18 protein-coding genes are annotated in these 16159 nt (G+C 66.7%); 6 read left to right on the top strand and 12 right to left on the bottom strand.

All coding sequences use genetic code 11. The annotated features are described in order from the left end of the window. Nucleotides 1-88: 88 nt before the first annotated feature. Both D6M19_RS15150 and D6M19_RS15145 read left to right on the top strand, forming a co-directional pair. The gene (locus D6M19_RS15150; RefSeq protein ID WP_327389799.1) at nt 89-832 is read left to right on the top strand and encodes an SDR family NAD(P)-dependent oxidoreductase; all 744 of its coding nucleotides are present in this window, start codon (nt 89-91) and stop codon (nt 830-832) included. Between the two features lie 63 nt (nt 833-895). Next, a complete protein-coding gene (locus D6M19_RS15145; RefSeq protein ID WP_123026040.1) occupies nt 896-1624 on the top strand; it encodes a class I SAM-dependent methyltransferase in 729 nt (242 codons plus the stop codon). 31 nt (nt 1625-1655) lie between these two features. Here the strand turns inward: D6M19_RS15145 and purQ are convergent, their stop codons facing one another. The 3 genes from purQ to D6M19_RS15130 are packed head-to-tail and all read right to left on the bottom strand — an operon-like array spanning nt 1656 to nt 3286. Continuing rightward, a complete protein-coding gene (gene purQ, locus D6M19_RS15140) occupies nt 1656-2333 on the bottom strand; it encodes a phosphoribosylformylglycinamidine synthase subunit PurQ (RefSeq protein WP_123026039.1) in 678 nt (225 codons plus the stop codon). Continuing rightward, the gene (purS, locus tag D6M19_RS15135) at nt 2330-2569 is read right to left on the bottom strand and encodes a phosphoribosylformylglycinamidine synthase subunit PurS (protein WP_164478497.1); all 240 of its coding nucleotides are present in this window, start codon (nt 2567-2569) and stop codon (nt 2330-2332) included. The genes purQ and purS overlap by 4 nt, the downstream gene beginning before the upstream one ends. 36 nt (nt 2570-2605) lie before the next feature. Continuing rightward, a complete protein-coding gene (locus D6M19_RS15130; RefSeq protein WP_123026037.1) occupies nt 2606-3286 on the bottom strand; it encodes an ATPase in 681 nt (226 codons plus the stop codon). A 31-nt stretch (nt 3287-3317) separates the two neighbouring features. Between D6M19_RS15130 and D6M19_RS15125 the strand changes: the two genes are divergently transcribed. Beyond that, nucleotides 3318-3968, top strand: a complete 651-nt coding sequence (locus D6M19_RS15125) for an MBL fold metallo-hydrolase (protein WP_123026036.1) — start codon at nt 3318-3320, stop codon at nt 3966-3968. Here D6M19_RS15125 and D6M19_RS15120 read toward each other — a convergent pair. From D6M19_RS15120 to D6M19_RS15105, 4 genes are all read right to left on the bottom strand, one after another. Further along, on the bottom strand, nt 3965-5608 hold the full coding sequence (locus tag D6M19_RS15120; protein ID WP_123026035.1) for an FAD-binding dehydrogenase: 1644 nt from the start codon (nt 5606-5608) through the stop codon (nt 3965-3967). The two genes, D6M19_RS15125 and D6M19_RS15120, sit on opposite strands and share 4 nt — an antisense overlap. A 21-nt stretch (nt 5609-5629) precedes the next feature. Beyond that, on the bottom strand, nt 5630-6334 hold the full coding sequence (locus D6M19_RS15115; RefSeq protein ID WP_123026034.1) for a DUF2334 domain-containing protein: 705 nt from the start codon (nt 6332-6334) through the stop codon (nt 5630-5632). 66 nt (nt 6335-6400) lie between these two features. Further along, complete coding sequence (locus D6M19_RS15110) at nt 6401-6898, bottom strand: glutathione peroxidase (RefSeq protein WP_123026102.1); 498 nt, start codon at nt 6896-6898, stop codon at nt 6401-6403. Between the two features lie 15 nt (nt 6899-6913). Further along, nucleotides 6914-7471, bottom strand: coding sequence for a TetR/AcrR family transcriptional regulator (locus D6M19_RS15105; RefSeq protein ID WP_123026033.1), 558 nt, complete (start codon nt 7469-7471; stop codon nt 6914-6916). Nucleotides 7472-7555: 84 nt separating this feature from the next. Here D6M19_RS15105 and D6M19_RS15100 point away from each other — a divergent pair, with 84 nt between their 5' ends. After that, nucleotides 7556-8029, top strand: a complete 474-nt coding sequence (locus D6M19_RS15100; protein WP_123026032.1) for a DoxX family protein — start codon at nt 7556-7558, stop codon at nt 8027-8029. On the opposite strand, the gene D6M19_RS15095 is transcribed toward D6M19_RS15100, so the two are convergent. Next, nucleotides 7961-10105: a S9 family peptidase gene (locus D6M19_RS15095; RefSeq protein WP_123026031.1), complete on the bottom strand. Its 2145-nt coding sequence runs from the start codon at nt 10103-10105 to the stop codon at nt 7961-7963. The genes D6M19_RS15100 and D6M19_RS15095 overlap by 69 nt on opposite strands. Then, a complete protein-coding gene (locus tag D6M19_RS15090) occupies nt 10102-10995 on the bottom strand; it encodes a phosphoribosylaminoimidazolesuccinocarboxamide synthase (protein WP_123026030.1) in 894 nt (297 codons plus the stop codon). Before D6M19_RS15090 ends, D6M19_RS15095 begins: the two co-directional genes overlap by 4 nt. Before the next feature lie 40 nt (nt 10996-11035). Here D6M19_RS15090 and D6M19_RS15085 point away from each other — a divergent pair, with 40 nt between their 5' ends. Together D6M19_RS15085 and D6M19_RS15080 are read left to right on the top strand one after the other, a co-directional pair. Further along, nucleotides 11036-11656, top strand: a complete 621-nt coding sequence (locus D6M19_RS15085; protein WP_123026029.1) for a hypothetical protein — start codon at nt 11036-11038, stop codon at nt 11654-11656. 105 nt (nt 11657-11761) lie between these two features. After that, nucleotides 11762-12622, top strand: a complete 861-nt coding sequence (locus D6M19_RS15080; RefSeq protein ID WP_123026028.1) for an endonuclease domain-containing protein — start codon at nt 11762-11764, stop codon at nt 12620-12622. A 7-nt stretch (nt 12623-12629) separates the two neighbouring features. On the opposite strand, the gene D6M19_RS15075 is transcribed toward D6M19_RS15080, so the two are convergent. The 3 genes from D6M19_RS15075 to purB are packed head-to-tail and all read right to left on the bottom strand — an operon-like array spanning nt 12630 to nt 16146. Then, on the bottom strand, nt 12630-13487 hold the full coding sequence (locus D6M19_RS15075; RefSeq protein ID WP_123026027.1) for a tellurite resistance/C4-dicarboxylate transporter family protein: 858 nt from the start codon (nt 13485-13487) through the stop codon (nt 12630-12632). Continuing rightward, complete coding sequence (locus D6M19_RS15070; RefSeq protein ID WP_123026026.1) at nt 13484-14731, bottom strand: cytochrome P450; 1248 nt, start codon at nt 14729-14731, stop codon at nt 13484-13486. Before D6M19_RS15070 ends, D6M19_RS15075 begins: the two co-directional genes overlap by 4 nt. Beyond that, entirely contained in the window at nt 14728-16146 is a 1419-nt protein-coding gene (purB, locus tag D6M19_RS15065; RefSeq protein WP_123026025.1) for an adenylosuccinate lyase, read from the bottom strand. The genes D6M19_RS15070 and purB overlap by 4 nt, the downstream gene beginning before the upstream one ends. Nucleotides 16147-16159 lie beyond the last annotated feature (13 nt).

Raw genomic sequence — 16159 nt, 5'->3', positions numbered from 1 at the left:
CGCGAAAAGCTGCCATTCTGCGCACGCTCGGGGGCATCGAGCGCGCACGCCCGGAATAAGCCGCCCGGCGATCCGGCTTATGTCGGGCATGAACACTTTCGAAGGCAGCACGGCCCTGGTCACCGGGGCAACCGCGGGCATCGGTAACGCGATTGCGCTGGAGCTCGCGCGACAGGGCGCCGAGGTCGTCGTGCACGGACGCAACGCCGAACGCGGCGCCAAAGCCGTAAGCCAGATCGAAAACGCAGGCGGCAGAGCACGATTCGTCGCCGCCGACCTCTCAAGGGCCGACGATGTCCGCAGGCTTGCGGCGGAGGCGGGTGAGGTGGATATCCTGGTGAACAACGCGGGCATCTACGAGTTCGCCCCGACCTTCGAGACCGATGACGCCGGTTTCGACGCTCATTTCGACACCAACGTGCGGGCCCCCTACATCCTGGTGCAGCAGCTGGTCCCCGGCATGATCCGGCGTGGCGGCGGCAACGTGGTCAACATCAGCACCGTCGCAGCCAGCACACCCTCCGCCGACGCGGGCCTCTACGGCGCCAGCAAGGCGGCCCTGGACCTGCTGACCAAACTCTGGGCCGACGAGTATGGGCCCGCCGGGGTGCGCGTCAACGCCATCGCACCCGGCCCCACCGAGACGGAAGGCACCTCAGGGTTCGCCGACGTCGTCGAGGGACTCGGCCGCACAAGGGCACTCCAGCGCGTCGGCCAGCCTGAGGAGATAGCGCGGGCGGTCGCGTTCATCGCCTCGCCAGGGGCGAGCTTCATCAACGGTGCGGTGCTGCCCGTCGACGGCGGCGCACTGGCTCTGCGGCCCGCCGCCTAGCCGGTTCATCTCAAGAGGTGGTACCGCCCGCTGCCGCGAGGCGATTTAGCACACAATGAGTCAGTGCCCGATGCCGTTGGACCCGATCCCCAGTACGACGTCTTCGCCGACGAATTCCTCGATCATGCTCGTAATGGCCTGTTCAACGCCTATTACGACAGGCCGGCATGCCTCTCGCTGTTGGGTGACGTTGACGGGGCGACGGTCCTTGACGCGGCGTGTGGCCCTGGGCTGTACGCCGAGGAACTCGTCGCCCGCGGCGCCCAGGTGATCGGTTTCGACCAGAGCCCTCGGATGGTCGAGTTGGCTGCGCAACGAGTTCCTGCGGGCCAGTTTCGCGCTCACGACTTGGCTGATCCCCTTGACTGGCTCGCCGACCAGTCAGTGGATTTGGTGCTGTTCGCACTTGCCCTCGAGTACATCGACGACAGAGGACGCGCCCTGCGGGAACTCCGGCGGGTGCTTCGACCCGACGGTGCGTTGGTCCTTTCCCGTCAGCATCCTGCCGGCGACTGGCTTCGCCACGGCGGCAACTACTTCCACGCCCGCGTCATTGAAGAAACCTGGAGTCGAGGCTGGCGAGTCCGGTATTGGCTCGCACCGCTGGAGCAGACCTGCGAAGAGTTGCACGAGGCTGGATTTCTCATCGAGCGGCTGCTTGAACCGCGTCCGGTCGCCGCGGCCGCTGACATCGACCCCGAAAAATACGAACGCCTAACGCAGGAGCCGACTGGCTTTCTTGCCATCAAAGCCATTCCAGATCCGCGTCGGTCGGTGCCTCCAAACTGGTGAGGCTTGTCACCAACCTGCTGAGACAGCGCACCTAGGCGTTGGCGAGAACCGCGTCGATCGCGGAGTAGAACATGCCGAGCCCGTCGTCGGACGGGCCGGTGAGCGCCTCGGTCGCGTGCTCGGGGTGCGGCATCAACCCGACCACCCGGCCGTTGGCCGAGGCGATACCGGCGATGTCGCGCATCGACCCGTTGGGGTTGTCGCGGTAGCGGAACACCACGCGGCCGTCGCCTTCGAGTTGGTCGAGCACGGCGTCGGAGGCGACGTAGCGACCCTCGCCGGACTTCAGCGGCACCAGCAGGTCGGCACCGGGCTCGTAGCGCGACGTCCACGCGGAGGTGTTGGACGCCACCTCGAGCCAAAGGTCGCGGCAGACGAAGTGCAGACCGGCGTTGCGGGTCAACGCGCCCGGCAGCAGGCCGGCCTCGCACAGCACCTGAAACCCGTTGCAAATACCCAAGACCGGCATTCCACTGGCCGCGGCGCCGATGACGGATTTCATCACAGGGGCGAACTTCGCGATGGCTCCGCAGCGCAGATAGTCACCGTAGGAGAAGCCGCCGGGGACGATGACCGCGTCGACACCCTTGAGGTCGGCGTCGGCGTGCCAGAGGCTGACCGCCTCGGCGCCGGACCGCCCGACCGCCCGTGCGGCGTCGACGTCGTCGAGTGTCCCTGGAAACGTGATGACGCCCACGCGTGCGGTCACGACGACTCCCTGCTGACCGACCAGTCCTCGATCACGATGTTCGCCAGCAGCGACTCGGCGATCTCGGCGACCGTCTCATCGACCACACTGTCGTCGACTTCGAGTTCAAACCGCTTGCCCTGCCGGACATCTGATATGCCGTCGTAGCCGAGACGGCCGAGTGCGCCGACGATCGCCTGCCCCTGCGGGTCGAGGATTTCGGCCTTCGGCATCACGTGCACAACCACCTTTGCCACGGCGCCCACTCTACCGGCGGTACCGGCCGGCCCGCCTCACCGGCACGAATCGATGTAGGCCGTGCACAGAGGGGCGGCCATCGCATCGAGGATCTGCGGGTCGGGCACCAAAGGCCAGTCGACGCGGGGCGGGGTCGTCGCCCACAACGCCATCTCGACGACGGTGCTGTTGAAAGGATTGACCAGCAGGTATTCATGCAGCACCGCCTGACCGGGCAACACCCCGCTGATGACCGCGGCCATCCGGTTGGGGGCGTCGGTGGTCAGCGACGGCGATGTCAGCGGAGAGGTGGCCTGGCAGCCGCGCAGGGCAGCGACGGCCTCGTCGAAGACGGTCGCGGCGAGTTGGCCGCCGCGCCAGGTCTCACCCCGCCAGTGCATCACCTGGACCTGCAGCTGCCAATGGCCCTCCGGCTGCGGGACGAGGGCTCGCGCCGCGACCGCGTAACCGCGCGGGTCGTCGGCGGGAACGGGCGGCGACGCGCAGGCCTCCTCGAACCGGAAGCGGGGGGTGGTCGCGGTGACGGCGACCCCGGCGAGGCCTGGCCAGCGGTAGGTCGAATACAGCGGGATGGCCGTCGGGTCCGGCCAGGCGGAGTCCGGGATGCGATCACAATTCGGCGGGCAGTCCACTGGAACCGCATACGCAGGGCCGACCGCGCCCGGCGCGATCGCCACTCCCCAGGCCGCCAGTATCGCCGCCACCATCATTCGCATCGCCCACCACCCCTGAGCGCACAATATAGGCATGCAGTTGACGCATTTCGGCCATTCGTGCCTACTCGCCGAGTTCAAGAACGATTCCGCGACGACATCGGTCCTGTTCGATCCAGGAAATTTTTCGCACGGCTTCGAGGGCATCACCGGACTGGACGCGATCCTGATCACCCATCAGCATCCCGATCACGCCGACACCGAGCGGCTGCCCGCGCTGGTGGACGCCAACCCGCAGGCTGCGCTGTACGCCGACCCACAGACCGCCGAACAGCTCGGGGGTCCGTGGCGGGCTGTGAACGTCGGTGACGAGTTCACCGTCGGCTCGTTGACCGTCCGCGGCGTCGGCGGCAAGCACGCGGTGATCCATCCGGAGATCCCGGTGATCGACAACATCTCGTATCTGATCGGCGACGGCGACCACCCGGCCCGGCTGATGCATCCCGGCGACGCGCTGTTCACACCGGGCGAGCCGGTGGATGTGCTCGCCACTCCGGCCGCCGCACCATGGCTGAAAATCTCTGAGGCCGTTGACTTTCTGCGTGCGGTCGCGCCGGCCCGCGCCGTCCCGATCCACCAGGCGATCATCGAGCCCAATGCCCGCGGGATCTACTACGGCAGGCTGTCGGAGATGACCGACACCGACTTCCAGGTGCTCGAAGCCGAAAAAGGCACGGCGTTTTAGGCCGTGTCCCTCGCGGCGGCCCGGCCCGCCGCCCGGCCGGAGAAGATGCAGCCGCCGAGGAAGGTGCCCTCCAGCGAGCGGTAGCCGTGCACGCCACCGCCGCCGAACCCGGCGGCCTCGCCTGCTGCGTAGAGGCCCCTGAACACCTCGCCGTCGCTGCGCAGCACTCGTGAGTCGAGGTCGGTCTCCAACCCGCCCAACGATTTTCGCGTCAGAATGTGCAGCTTCACCGCGATCAGCGGCCCGGCCTTCTGGTCGGTCAACCGGTGTGGGGCGACGACGCGGGTAAAGCGGTCGCCGAGATAGCCGCGAGCGGCCCGGATCGCCGTCACCTGGGTGTCCTTGGTGAACCGGTTGGCGACCTCCCGATCGCGCGCGGTGACCTCCGCTTCGACAGTCGCGTAGTCCAAGGGGATGACGTCGGGAACGGTGTTCATCTGAGATACCAACTCCCGCAACGTGGTTGCGCTGACGAAGTCGACACCCTTGTCGACGAACGCCTGCACCGGCGGCGGCGGGCCCGGTTTGACCCGCGCCAGCACGTCACGGATGCTGCGGCCGGTCAGGTCGGGATTCTGCTCCTGCCCGGACAGCGCGAACTCCTTGGAAATGATGCGGGCGTTCAGCACGAACCAGGTGTAATCCTGACCCGTGCGGGCGATGTGTTCCAGCGTGCCAAGGGTGTCGAACCCCGGGTACAGCGGTGCGGGCAGCCGTTTCCCGGTGGCGTCGAGCCACAGCGACGATGGCGCGGGCAGGATGCGGATGCCGTGATCCGGCCAGATCGGGTCGTAGTTGGTGATGCCCTCGGTGTAGTGCCACATCCGGTCGCTGTTGATGACGTGCGCGCCCGCCGACTCGGTGATCCCGATCATGCGGCCGTCGACGTGGGCAGGCACACCGCTGAGAAGTTGTGCGGGGACCCGGCCCATCCGGGTGGGCCAGTTCTGCCGAACGAGGTCGTGGTTGCCGCCGATGCCGCCGCTGGCGACGATCACCGCCTGCGAACGGAACTCGAACTCGCCGATGGTGTTTCGCGATGTCGCAACGCCTCGGGCGGCAGTCGTCGGTTCCAGCACGGCGCCGCGCACACCGACGACCGAACCGTCGGAGACGATCAGCTCGTCGACGCGGTGGCGATGCGCGAACGTCACCTTGGCGCTGCCCCGCAGGCGCCGCACGAATATCTCGACGATGCCGGGTCCGGTGCCCCACGTGACATGAAAGCGTGGCACCGAGTTGCCGTGGCCGCGCGCGTCGTATCCGCCTCGCTCAGCCCACGCCACCAGCGGGAAGCTGCGCAAGCCTCGTTCGCGCAGCCAGCTGCGCTTCTCACCCGCCGCGAAGTCGACGTAGGCATGTGCCCATTGCCGCGGCCAATGATCCTCTGGCCGGTCGAATCCGGCGGTGCCGAGCCAGTCCTGCAGCGCCAGCTCGTGGCTGTCGCGGATGCCCAGCCTGCGCTGTTCGGGGCTGTCGACGAAGAACAACCCGCCGAACGACCAAAACGCCTGGCCGCCGACGTTGGCAGCGTTCTCCTGGTCGACGATCAGGACGCGACGGCCCCGTTCGACCAGTTCACAGGCGGCGACGAGTCCCGCCAGGCCCGCTCCGACGACGATGACATCAGCATCTGCCATGGCCGCCAATGTAGCGGTTGATCAGGCGGCGTCGGTCAGCGCGGGATAGGGACGCCACTCGTAGATCGCGGGCGCGCACTGATGCATCAGGGCCAAGTCGATCGCATCGAGCATGGCCTGACGGGGTCCCGGTGTGCTCAGATGCCGCGCCGCCACCGCGACCCGCACGATGCCTGCCCGCCGCGCTGTGCGGTCGGCCGACATCACCAATGTGCGGCACCACCACGGCTCCGAGAGAAAGCCCTCGCCGATCCCGAGGACCCGCGCACGAACCGCCGTCCTGCGCACCAGGTCGGTGACACCGCTCAGACCGGCGAGCAGCCGGAACCCGTTCCGCGGCAGCGCATCTACCGTCCCCTGCGACACCGTCCAGCCCGGTGCGGCGAACAGCCGGGTGCGCAGCCCGAGATGCTCGAGCACCCTGTCGGCACCCATCAGCCGAAGGTTTGCCTCGTGTGCGGGCAGCGTCGCGAACTCGCCGCGTCGTTTCTTCGTTGCGGCTTCGTCGAAGCCGTGCAGGACGATGGCGTCGCCCCTGTTGCGCCGGCTCGCCAACCACTCGACGGTCGATGCATCGCGGTCGAGCCGGTAGCCACCCTTGCGCCGTGGCGCGACGAGGAAGGAGGACGGCACCCCCCGCTCGTCGAGTTGCGAGCAGAAGGCCGCGACGTCGGGCAGCGTTTGCTCACTGATGCCGGAGATCGAGACGATCAGCTGTCCAGCCACCCCGGTATTGTCGCAACGCCAGGTGTCTCAACGGTTTCCGACACTCTTACAGCAGTTGTCCATCCGCTATCGCGGCAGGACAGCCTCGATGGCTTCGACCACCTCTTGGGCGTCGGGTTCGGTACGCGGGCGGAACCGCTTGATCACCTCACCACCGGGGGCGACCAGGAACTTCTCGAAATTCCACTGCACGTCGCCCGCCTCACCTTCGGCGTCGGCGGCCTTGGTCAGCTCGGTGAACAGCGGGTGACGGCCCGGCCCGTTGACGTCGGTCTTGGCCAGTAGCGGAAAGGTGACGCCGTAGGTGGTGGAGCAGAACGTCTGGATCTCCTCGGCGCCTCCCGGCTCCTGGCCCATGAACTGGTTGCACGGCACGCCGATCACGGTCAGCCCCCGGTCGCCGTAGTCCTGCGCGAGCTTCTCCAGCGCGCTGTATTGCGGCGTCAGACCGCATTTCGAGGCGACGTTGACGACCAGCGCTGCACCGTCGGCGAGCTCGGCCAGCGTGGTCGGGTTGCCGTCGAGGGTGGTCAGTTCGATGTCGGTGAGCCGCGTGTCCGTCATGGTCGGCAACATTACCTATGTCCCGTACAGCATTCCGGCCACCCGGTGCACGGTCGCCATCGGATCCGTGTCTGTGTCGATGGCGCCGTTGAGCCACAGCAGCGAAAAGCCGTGCACCAGAGACCATGCCGCGAGTTGGGCCGCCTGCGGATCGCCTTTGGCGCGCGGATCGTCGAGGGTGCCCACACCGGCGGCCAGCTCGGCACCGGCCGACATTTCGGCGGCGACGAGTTCGGGGTCGGTCGCGTCGTACAGCGACTTGTCGAACATGACGGCATAGTGGCCGGGATGGTCGATCGCGAACCGGACGTACGCCAGCGCCGCGTCAAGGAAGTCCGGCCGTGCGCCGGTGAGCGCCTCGGCCAGCTTGCGGAACCCCTCGGTGGCCAGCGCGGTGAAGAGTCCGCGCCGGTCGCTGAAGTGATGAGCCGGCGCGGCATGGGAGACGCCTGCGGCACGGGCCAGCTCGCGTAGCGACAGGTCCGCGGCGCCACGGTCGGCCACCAGGGCGGCGGCTTCACCAAGGATGGTGGCCTTCAGATCGCCATGGTGGTAGGTGTCTCTGCTGCTCATAGCGCCATCATAGCGCGGAATCTTGACACTGACTAGATTCTTCTCTAGCGTGCATCTTGTCACTGTCTAGATTGGAGGTTCGACATGGCCCCCCTTCTCGCACTCGTGCTGGGAACGCTCGGTGCCCGGCTGATCGGCTCCCTTGGCGTGCACTACGTCGGCAACTGGCCTGCGGCCGTCGCCGTCGGGTTGGCGGTGATGTTCCTGGTCACCGGCGTCGCGCACTTCGTCAACCCCCTGCGCCGGGATCTGATCGCGATCGTGCCGCCGAAACTGCCCGCGCTGGGCCCGATTGCTCCTCACGTCCGCGGCCTGCTGGTCACCGTCACCGGCGTGCTGGAACTGCTCGGCGCCGTCGGGCTGCTGTACCCGCCGACCAGAGTGGCGGCCGCGATCTCGCTCGGCGTCATGATGCTGGCCATGTTCCCTGCCAACGTCTACGCGTCGCGGATGCCGAGCCCGCCGAAGTCGATGACCACTGCGCTGCCGCTACGGACGATCGAGCAGTTCGTCTTCGTAGGCGCCGCCCTCGTGGTTGGCCTTGGCGGCATCCAGTAACCACGCGTATTGGAACGCCGCCTCCTTCCAGCGTTCGTAGCGGCCGCTGATGCCACCGTGACCGGCGCTCATCTCGGTCTTCAACAGGATCGGGTGGGCGTCGGTCTTGGTGTGCCGCAGCGCCGCAACCCATTTTGCAGGCTCTACGTAGTACACCCTGGTGTCGTTGAGCGACGTCATCGCCAGAATCGGCGGATAGTCCTTGGCCGACACGTTCTCATACGGCGAATAGGACTTCATGTAGTAGTAGACGTCGCTGTCGGCCAACGGATTTCCCCACTCATCCCACTCCGTCACGGTGAGTGGAAGCGACGGGTCGAGGATCGTCGTCAGCGGATCGACGAACGGAACTTGGGCAAGGAAACCCGCGAACAGCTGCGGTGCCATATTGGCCACCGCGCCGATCAACAGCCCGCCCGCACTGCCGCCGAGTGCGACGAGGTTCTCCGGCCTTGTCACATCGCTGTTGATGAGATGTGCTGCCACAGCGACGAAGTCGGTGAAAGTATTCGCCTTCTCCAGCAGCTTGCCGTGCTCGTACCATGGGCGACCCAATTCGCCACCACCGCGCACGTGGGCGATGGCGAACACCATGCCGCGGTCGAGCAGCGACAGCCGCGCGATCGAGAACCGAGGATCCTCACAGGACTCGTATGCCCCGTAGCCGTACAACAGTGTGGGCGCCGGGAATTGGAGACCGGCGCGGTGGATGATCGACACCGGCACCCGCGCACCGTCGACTGCGACGGCCCAGTCGCGGCGTTCGACATAGTCCTCGGGTCGGTAGTCGCCGAGCACCGGTTGCTCACGTAGCAACGTCCGTTCGCCCGTGGCGAGGTCGACGTCGTAGATCCGCACCGGGGTGACAAACGACGTCGCACCGATCCGCAGCTTGGGCGAGACCCAGTTGGGATTGCCGGAAAGGCCTGCCGACGTCAGCTCGGATTCGAAGGTGAAGTCCTCCGGGCGGCCGTAGGTGCCCTCGGCATACAGCGGCCACAGCTGGATCCGCGGCAATGCCTCGCTGCGATAGCTGACCACGATGTGCCCGACGAACGCGTCGACCGCGTCGAGACGGACGTCGTCGCGGTGCTCGATCAGCGTCCTGGTCGCGGTCGGGTCGCTCACGGGCGCCTCGACGAGGGTGAAGTTCTCGGCGCCGTCGTTGTGCAGGATGAGGAATCGGTCTTCCCCGCCGACGACGGCATGTTCGACGGAGTACTCGACCAGCTCGCGCCGCGGCCAGACGGGGACGAACTCGGCGTCCCCGTCGGTGGCGTCGGCGTAGCGGATCTCCGACGTCACGGAGCTGCCCGCGGCGATGATCACGTACTTGTCGCTGCGGGTTCGGCCAACCGCGAGCCAGAACCGCTCGTCGGGCTCGTGATAGACCTTCTCGGCGGGCAGGCCCGCGCCGACCCGGTGCCGCCACACGGTGTCCGGCCGCCACGCGTCGTCGACCGTCGTGTAGTAGATGGTCCGATTGTCGGCGGCCCAGGTAGCACCAGCGCCGATCCCGACGATCTCGTCGTCGTACAGCTGGCCGGTCCGCAAGTCTTTGAACCGCAACGTGTATCGCTCGTCGCCGCGAACGTCGACCGAGTAGGCCAGCGTGTGGGCGTCGATACTGACCGAGGCGGCGCCCATCGAGAAGAAGTCGTGGCCGTCCGCCTCCGCGTTCTCGTCGAGCAGTACCTGCTCGCCGCGAATCTGGGTGTGCTCGTCGAATTGTGGGGGCGCCCAGTCGTCGGGATCGGTTATCGGACAACGGCAATGCACGCTGTACTGCTTGCCCTCGTAACTCCTGGTGTAGTACCACCAGCCGCCGCGGCGGATGGGCACCGACAGGTCGGTCTCCTTGGTGCGGGCCTTGATCTCGTCGAAGATCTTCTGCCGCAGCGGTGCCAGGTGGTCGGTGACCTGTTCGGTGTAGGCGTTCTCGGCCTCCAGGTACTCGATCACCGCGGGGTCGGACTTGTCACGCAGCCATTCGTAGGGGTCGACGAACACGTCGCCGTGATGCTCACGGCGGTGCTCGACCCGTTTCGCAGTCGGCGGAACCTGAACGCGGGTCACGCCTGTGGGCCGATCCAGTCGGCGAACTGCAGACCCGAGATGCGTTCGTAGGCATTGATATAGCGCTCGCGGGTGGCATCGACAATGTTGGGTGGCAACGGGGGCGGTGGCTCGTCGCCGCCGCGATCCCAGCCCGATTCCGGGCTCAGCAGCCAGTTGCGCACGAACTGCTTGTCGAAGCTGGGCTGCACGACACCTTCGGTGTAGGTGTCGACTGCCCAGTAACGCGACGAGTCCGGGGTGAAGACCTCGTCGGCCAGCACCAGGTTGCCGTGCTCATCGGCGCCGAACTCGAATTTGGTGTCGGCGATGATGATTCCCTTCGTCAAGGCATGGTCGGCTGCGCGGACATAGGTCGCGAGGGTGAGGTCACGCAACTGGTTGGCACGCACGGCGCCGACCATCTCGATCACGTGGGCGAACGAGATGTTCTCGTCGTGCTCACCGAGCTCGGCCTTGGTGGCAGGGGTGAACAGTGGGAAGTCGAACTTGCTGGCCTCCGACAGTCCGGGCGGCAGGGCGATGCCGCTGACCTCGCCGGACTTCTGATAGTCCAACAGCCCCGACCCGGTCAGGTAGCCGCGGGCGACGCACTCGATCGGGATCATGTCGAGCTTGCGCACCACCAGCGCGCGGCCAAGCACCTCGTCGGGGATGCGGGCGTCGTCGGGCGGCCCCGCGAGATGGTTGGGCGTCTTCAGGTAATCGAAGAAGAACACGCTCATCGCGGTCAGGATGCGGCCCTTGTCACCGATCTCGTTGTCGAGGATGTAGTCGAAGGCCGAGATGCGGTCGCTTGCGACGAACAGCAGGTGGTCATCGTCGATTCGGTAGATCTCGCGAACCTTGCCACTGGCCACGTGCTGGTAGGAGGACAGACCTGGGCGCATCGGGCCAGCCTAGCGGTCGATCTGTGTTGGGATCGATGGCATGACTTCGAGGTATGTGCCCTACGCCACCACCCCCGCTCGCCTGCTCGGACAGTTGATCAGCGACTTCGTCGTCGGCATCTGGATCGCCATCTGGGTGGTGGTCGGCATGGCCGTGCATTCGGCCGTCGCGACCATCGCCGACTTCGGCGGCGACGTCGAGAACGGGGCCAACGGGATCGCGGGCAACCTCGACCATGCGGGCGAGAATGCCGGCAAGGTGCCGCTGATCGGGGATGCGCTCAGCGAACCGCTGGCGGCGGCGGGTGGATTCGCCCGCGACATCGCCGGCGCGGGTGCACAGCTGAACTCGACGGCGACGTGGCTGGCATGGCTGTTGGCGTTGGCGGTCGCCGCGCCGCCGATCATGGCGATCGCGGGGCCGTGGCTGGTGTTGCGAATGCGGTTCTTCCGGCGCAAGTGGGTGGCGCTGACGCTGGCGCGCACGCCTGCCGGCGAGCAACTGCTTGCGCTGCGGGCGCTGGCCAACCGGCCGCTGGCCAAGCTCGCGGCGATCAACGCCGACCCCGTCGGCGCGTGGCGGCGCGAGGACGCCGCGGCGATCAGTGGCCTTGCCGCGCTCGAACTGCGATCGGCAGGCGTCGCCCGCCGCGGCACCTAGCCCCTATCAGCGATTTCGGCGCGCTGATCGACGCTCAGCGTATGTGAGCGCGCCGAAATCGCGACAGGTGGAACCGATACGCGTCGTCGCGAGTCCATTCACGATGTGCTCGACGAATTTCTTCGATCCCAAGACGGTGTGCTGACGCTCGCCGACGCCCAACGTGCCGGCCTCAGCCAGGCCGCCGTTGCCCGACGCGTTCGTTCGGGTCGTTGGCGACGTTTCGCGCCAGGCGTTTACTTCGCGGACGACCGTCCGTTCACCGATGCCGCGAGGGTGCGCGTTGCCGTCTGGAGCTACGGCGGGCAAGCCGCGGCGAGCGGGATGGCTGCAGCGTGGTGGCATGGCCTAACGCGATTTGCGCCAGACGTCATCGAGGTGACCGTGCCGAGGAACAGTCATGGCAGATGTCACGACGGCTGCCGGGTTCGCAGGCGCGATCTGAAATCGGCCGACATCGTCGAGCTCCGCGGCCTGCGGGTCACAGAGCTGGCTTTGACTGTCGTCGAAGCATCGGTACGGCCTCGACGCAACGTCAAGTTGATGGATGGAGCGCTGCAACGTCGCGTCGACCTGAACGCCTTGTGGCGCGCGCATTTGCGCAACAAAGGGCGGTACGGCTCACCCGCCGCACGCCTGCTTTTGCAAGCCGCGGCCGACGGTGCCCGCTCCCAAGCAGAGCGGCTGCTCATTCAATTGCTCAAGGCGGCAAAGATCACCGGTTGGAAGGCGAACTATCCCGTCGCGGGCTATCGCGTCGACGTTGGGTTCCCGAAGCAGAAGGTTGCGATCGAGGCCGACGGGTTCGCCTTCCACTCCGATAGCGAAGACTTTCACCACGACCGCATCCGACAGAACGCCATCGCATTGGCCGGCTGGCAGGTCTTGCGCTTCACGTGGTTGGACCTGATCGAATACCCGGACCGGGTGATCGCAGAGATCCGTAGTGCGATTTCGGCGCGCTGATCGACGCTCAGCGTATGTGAGCGCGCCCAAATCGCAGGGAGGTGAGGACCCATGCCGCAAGGGCGATCCAAAAGAACACCAACGAGACCGTCGTCAGCGGATGCCAGCCAGTTTCGACCGCTGTCGCATACGTCGCCGACGAGTACATCCCCAGCGGGAACACCGCAGCCCACCAGCTCCCGCCGCGCACCCGAGCACTGGCCACGACCAGCACCGGAATCCACAGGCTTGCGACGATCCACGTCGCGACGGTCACCGGACGAATGCCCTCGAAGCCGGCCTTGTGGATGTGATCACCCGCCAGTGTCGCGATCGCCGCCCCGCCCATCAGAATCCACACATCGGGCTCGAACAGATCGGTCTGCGACGGGTCGTGTACCGCGCGCCACAGAACCAACCCCGTCATCACGCAGTACAGGCAGATCGCCAGCGCCAGCAGGCCCAGCGCGACGCCGACGAGCCCGACGTCCGCTGCGATTATCGCCAGCCCCGAGGTGGCCACACTGGCCAGTTCCCAGCCGCCTCGCGCGCGGTCGCGAAGCCCGGTCCACCGACATCGCCACATCGCGCGAAGTGCGATCGGCAGTAAGAGCAGCCAGCCGAGCAGCCCGACCACTCCGACCGGCCACCAGCCCAACCGCGTGCCGACGACAGCGCACGCCGCAACGAAGGTGAGCAGTTGCAAGGGCACATCGGGTGCGTCGAAGTCGGGCCGCAACCGAAATATCGCCACAATCGTCAGCACCGCGAACACGACTACCGCGATGACGGCCAGCACATCGCTGATGCCGTGCACACCGTGATCGGCCGCCGCGATAGACACGATGCCGGTCGCCATCACCGCCGCGAATGCGTCGGGTCTCACGCTTTCAGTTCGACGACGAGGTGACGGATACCGGTGTGCCGGTTGCTTCGGGTCCACTCCACCGGCTTGGCGACGCGGACCGAGGAGAACCTGCCGAGTAGCTCCTCGTAGAGCACCCGTAGCTCCAGCCGCGCGAGGTTGGCACCGAGGCAGTAGTGGATGCCTTGCCCGAAACCCAAGTGCGGGTTCGGCTTCCGCCCGATATCGAAGGTGTCAGGGCTATCGAACGCCGCGGCGTCGCGATTGGCCGAACCCTCCCAGATCTGCACCTTCTGCCCTGCTTCGATCGCGCATCCGCCCAACTCGACGTCACGCGTTGCGGTGCGCCGCTTCGACGGCGACGGCGACGTCCACCGCACCATCTCTTCGACCGCGGTCGGCAACAACGACGGATCGGCGCGCAACGCGGCGAGCTGGTCGGGATGTTCGGCGAGGGCGAGCAGCCCGCCCGCGACCGCATTGCGTGTGGTTTCCGCGCCCGCACTGAACAGCAGGCTGAAGAACAGGTAGAGCTCGAGATCCGAAAGGAAGGGCGCCGAGAGCCCTTCGGAGTCCAGCACCGCATTCGCGACGACCGACAGCATGTCGTCGGTCGGCTCCGCCCGCTTGGCCGCGATCAGCTCCTGGCCGTATGTGTACATCCGCGTGCCGGCTTCTTCCGGTGTCATCTGGCCGATGGACGCCTTGCGCGAACCGCCGAAGTCGAACTGCGGCTCGATCGCCTCGAACAGCCAATGCCGTTCGGACTCAGGAACTCCCAGCAGAATACAGATCATCTGCATAGGCAGCTCCGCGGCGACCTCGACCAGGAAGTCGAAAGCCGAACCCGGCTCGACCGCGTCCAGAAGCCGACGAGCCCGGCTACGGAGGTCGTCTTCGACCCTGCTGATCATCCGCGGAGTCAGCCCGGAGCTGACCAGCCGCCTGATCTGCGAATGCCGGGGGTCGTCCATCATGTTCAGCACCTGACCAGCGACGGCGAGATCCTGCAGCAGGGTACCGCCGAACGGCCGCGTGCCGCCGGTCACCGATGAAAAGGTCTCCGGATCACGCAGCACCGCAAGTGTTTCCGCATACGTGGCCACCGACCAGAAGCCTTCGCCGTCGGGTGTGTTCTCGGTCGGCCGATGCCAGTAGACCGGTGCGTCACGGCGATGCACCTCGAAGAGGTGGTGCGGAAATCCGCCGGCGAAGTTGTCCAGATCGGTGAAGTCGATCTCGGGCAGCGGGCCAGCCAGTGTCACAGGATGGCACCCGAGGTGTACTTCGCCGCCTCGGGATAGCGGCTGACCAGTTCGTCCACCGCCGCGGCGACGGTGTCGACTTGACTGCCCGCCGCGCCGGTGAACGCTTGCTTGTCCGCCAACGCCGCATCCAACGCCGCCCGGTCCAGCGGCAAGCGCTTGTCGGAGGCCAACCGGTCCAACAGGTCGGGCTCGGCGCCCTTCTCCCGCATCGCCAACGCGACCGCGACCGCGTTCTCCTTGATGACTTCGTGCGCGGCCTCGCGCCCCATGCCTGCGCGCACCGCCGCGATCAGGATTCGGGTTGTCGCCAGGAACGGCAGATAGCGGTCGAGTTCCCGTTGAATCACCGCGGGATAGGCGCCGAACTCGTCGAGCACCGTGAGGAACGTCTCGGTCTGCCCGTCGATGGCGAAGAATGCGTCTGGCAGTGCGACGCGGCGCACCACCGAGCAGAACACGTCGCCCTCATTCCATTGCGCCCCAGCAAGTTCGGCGGCCATCGACGCGTAGCCGCGCAGTATCACCTGCAGCCCGTTGACCCGCTCGCACGATCGCGTGTTCATCTTGTGCGGCATCGCCGACGAACCGACCTGGCCGGGCGCGAAGCCCTCGGTCACCAGTTCGTGGCCAGCCATCAACCGAATGGTGTGTGCCAGCGACGACGGCCCCGCACCCACCTGCACCAGCGCCGACACCACGTCGTGGTCGAGCGATCGCGGGTACACCTGGCCGACGCTGGTCAGGATCTCGGTGAAGCCAAGGTATTCGGCGATGCGGCGCTCCAAATCCGCGAGCCGCGACGTGTCACCGTCGAACAGGTCGAGCATGTCCTGCGCGGTGCCCATCGGACCCTTGACGCCCCGCAACGGATAGCGGTCGATCAGTTCGCGCAGCCGGGACAACGCGATCAGCATCTCCTCCGCCGCGGACGCGAACCGCTTGCCCAACGTCGTCGCCTGCGCCGCGACGTTGTGACTGCGGCCCGCCATCACCAGGTCGCGGTAGCTGATCGCGCGCTCGGCCAGCCGCGCCACCACCGCGACACCATGGGAGAAGACCAGTTCCAGCGAGCGGCGGATCTGCAGCTGCTCAACGTTTTCCGTCAGGTCCCGGCTCGTCATGCCTTTGTGTACGTGCTCGTGGCCTGCCAACGCGTTGAATTCCTCGATGCGCGCCTTGACGTCGTGGCGCAACACCCGCTCGCGTTCGGCGATCGAGGCCAGATCGACGTCGTCGATCACCCGTTCATAGTCGTCGATCACGCCGTCAGGAACGTTGACGCCCAACTCGGCCTGCGCGCGCAGCACCGCAAGCCACAGTCGGCGCTCACCGACGATCTTGGCCTCCGGCGACCAGATCGCGACCATCTCGTCGCTGGCATACCTGCTGGCCAGCACGTTGGGAATCGCCACAAATACACAGCTT

Source organism: Mycolicibacterium stellerae (genome assembly GCF_003719305.1).
In the GTDB taxonomy this organism is placed as follows: domain Bacteria; phylum Actinomycetota; class Actinomycetes; order Mycobacteriales; family Mycobacteriaceae; genus Mycobacterium; species Mycobacterium stellerae.
The sequence above is the reverse complement of the archived record's forward strand: the minus strand, read 5'-3'. Positions and strand labels throughout refer to the sequence as shown.

Excerpts from the sequence above, each read along its gene's own strand:
- D6M19_RS15130 (WP_123026037.1), bottom strand. The coding sequence starts at position 3,286 with ATGCGAATGATGGTGGCGGCGATACTGGCGGCCTGGGGAGTGGCGATC.
- D6M19_RS15105 (WP_123026033.1), bottom strand. The coding sequence starts at position 7,471 with ATGAGCAGCAGAGACACCTACCACCATGGCGATCTGAAGGCCACCATC.
- D6M19_RS15120 (WP_123026035.1), bottom strand. The coding sequence starts at position 5,608 with ATGGCAGATGCTGATGTCATCGTCGTCGGAGCGGGCCTGGCGGGACTC.
- D6M19_RS15085 (WP_123026029.1), top strand. The coding sequence starts at position 11,036 with ATGACTTCGAGGTATGTGCCCTACGCCACCACCCCCGCTCGCCTGCTC.
- D6M19_RS15125 (WP_123026036.1), top strand. The coding sequence starts at position 3,318 with ATGCAGTTGACGCATTTCGGCCATTCGTGCCTACTCGCCGAGTTCAAG.
- D6M19_RS15150 (WP_327389799.1), top strand. The coding sequence starts at position 89 with ATGAACACTTTCGAAGGCAGCACGGCCCTGGTCACCGGGGCAACCGCG.
- D6M19_RS15100 (WP_123026032.1), top strand. The coding sequence starts at position 7,556 with ATGGCCCCCCTTCTCGCACTCGTGCTGGGAACGCTCGGTGCCCGGCTG.
- D6M19_RS15090 (WP_123026030.1), bottom strand. The coding sequence starts at position 10,995 with ATGCGCCCAGGTCTGTCCTCCTACCAGCACGTGGCCAGTGGCAAGGTT.
- D6M19_RS15110 (WP_123026102.1), bottom strand. The coding sequence starts at position 6,898 with ATGACGGACACGCGGCTCACCGACATCGAACTGACCACCCTCGACGGC.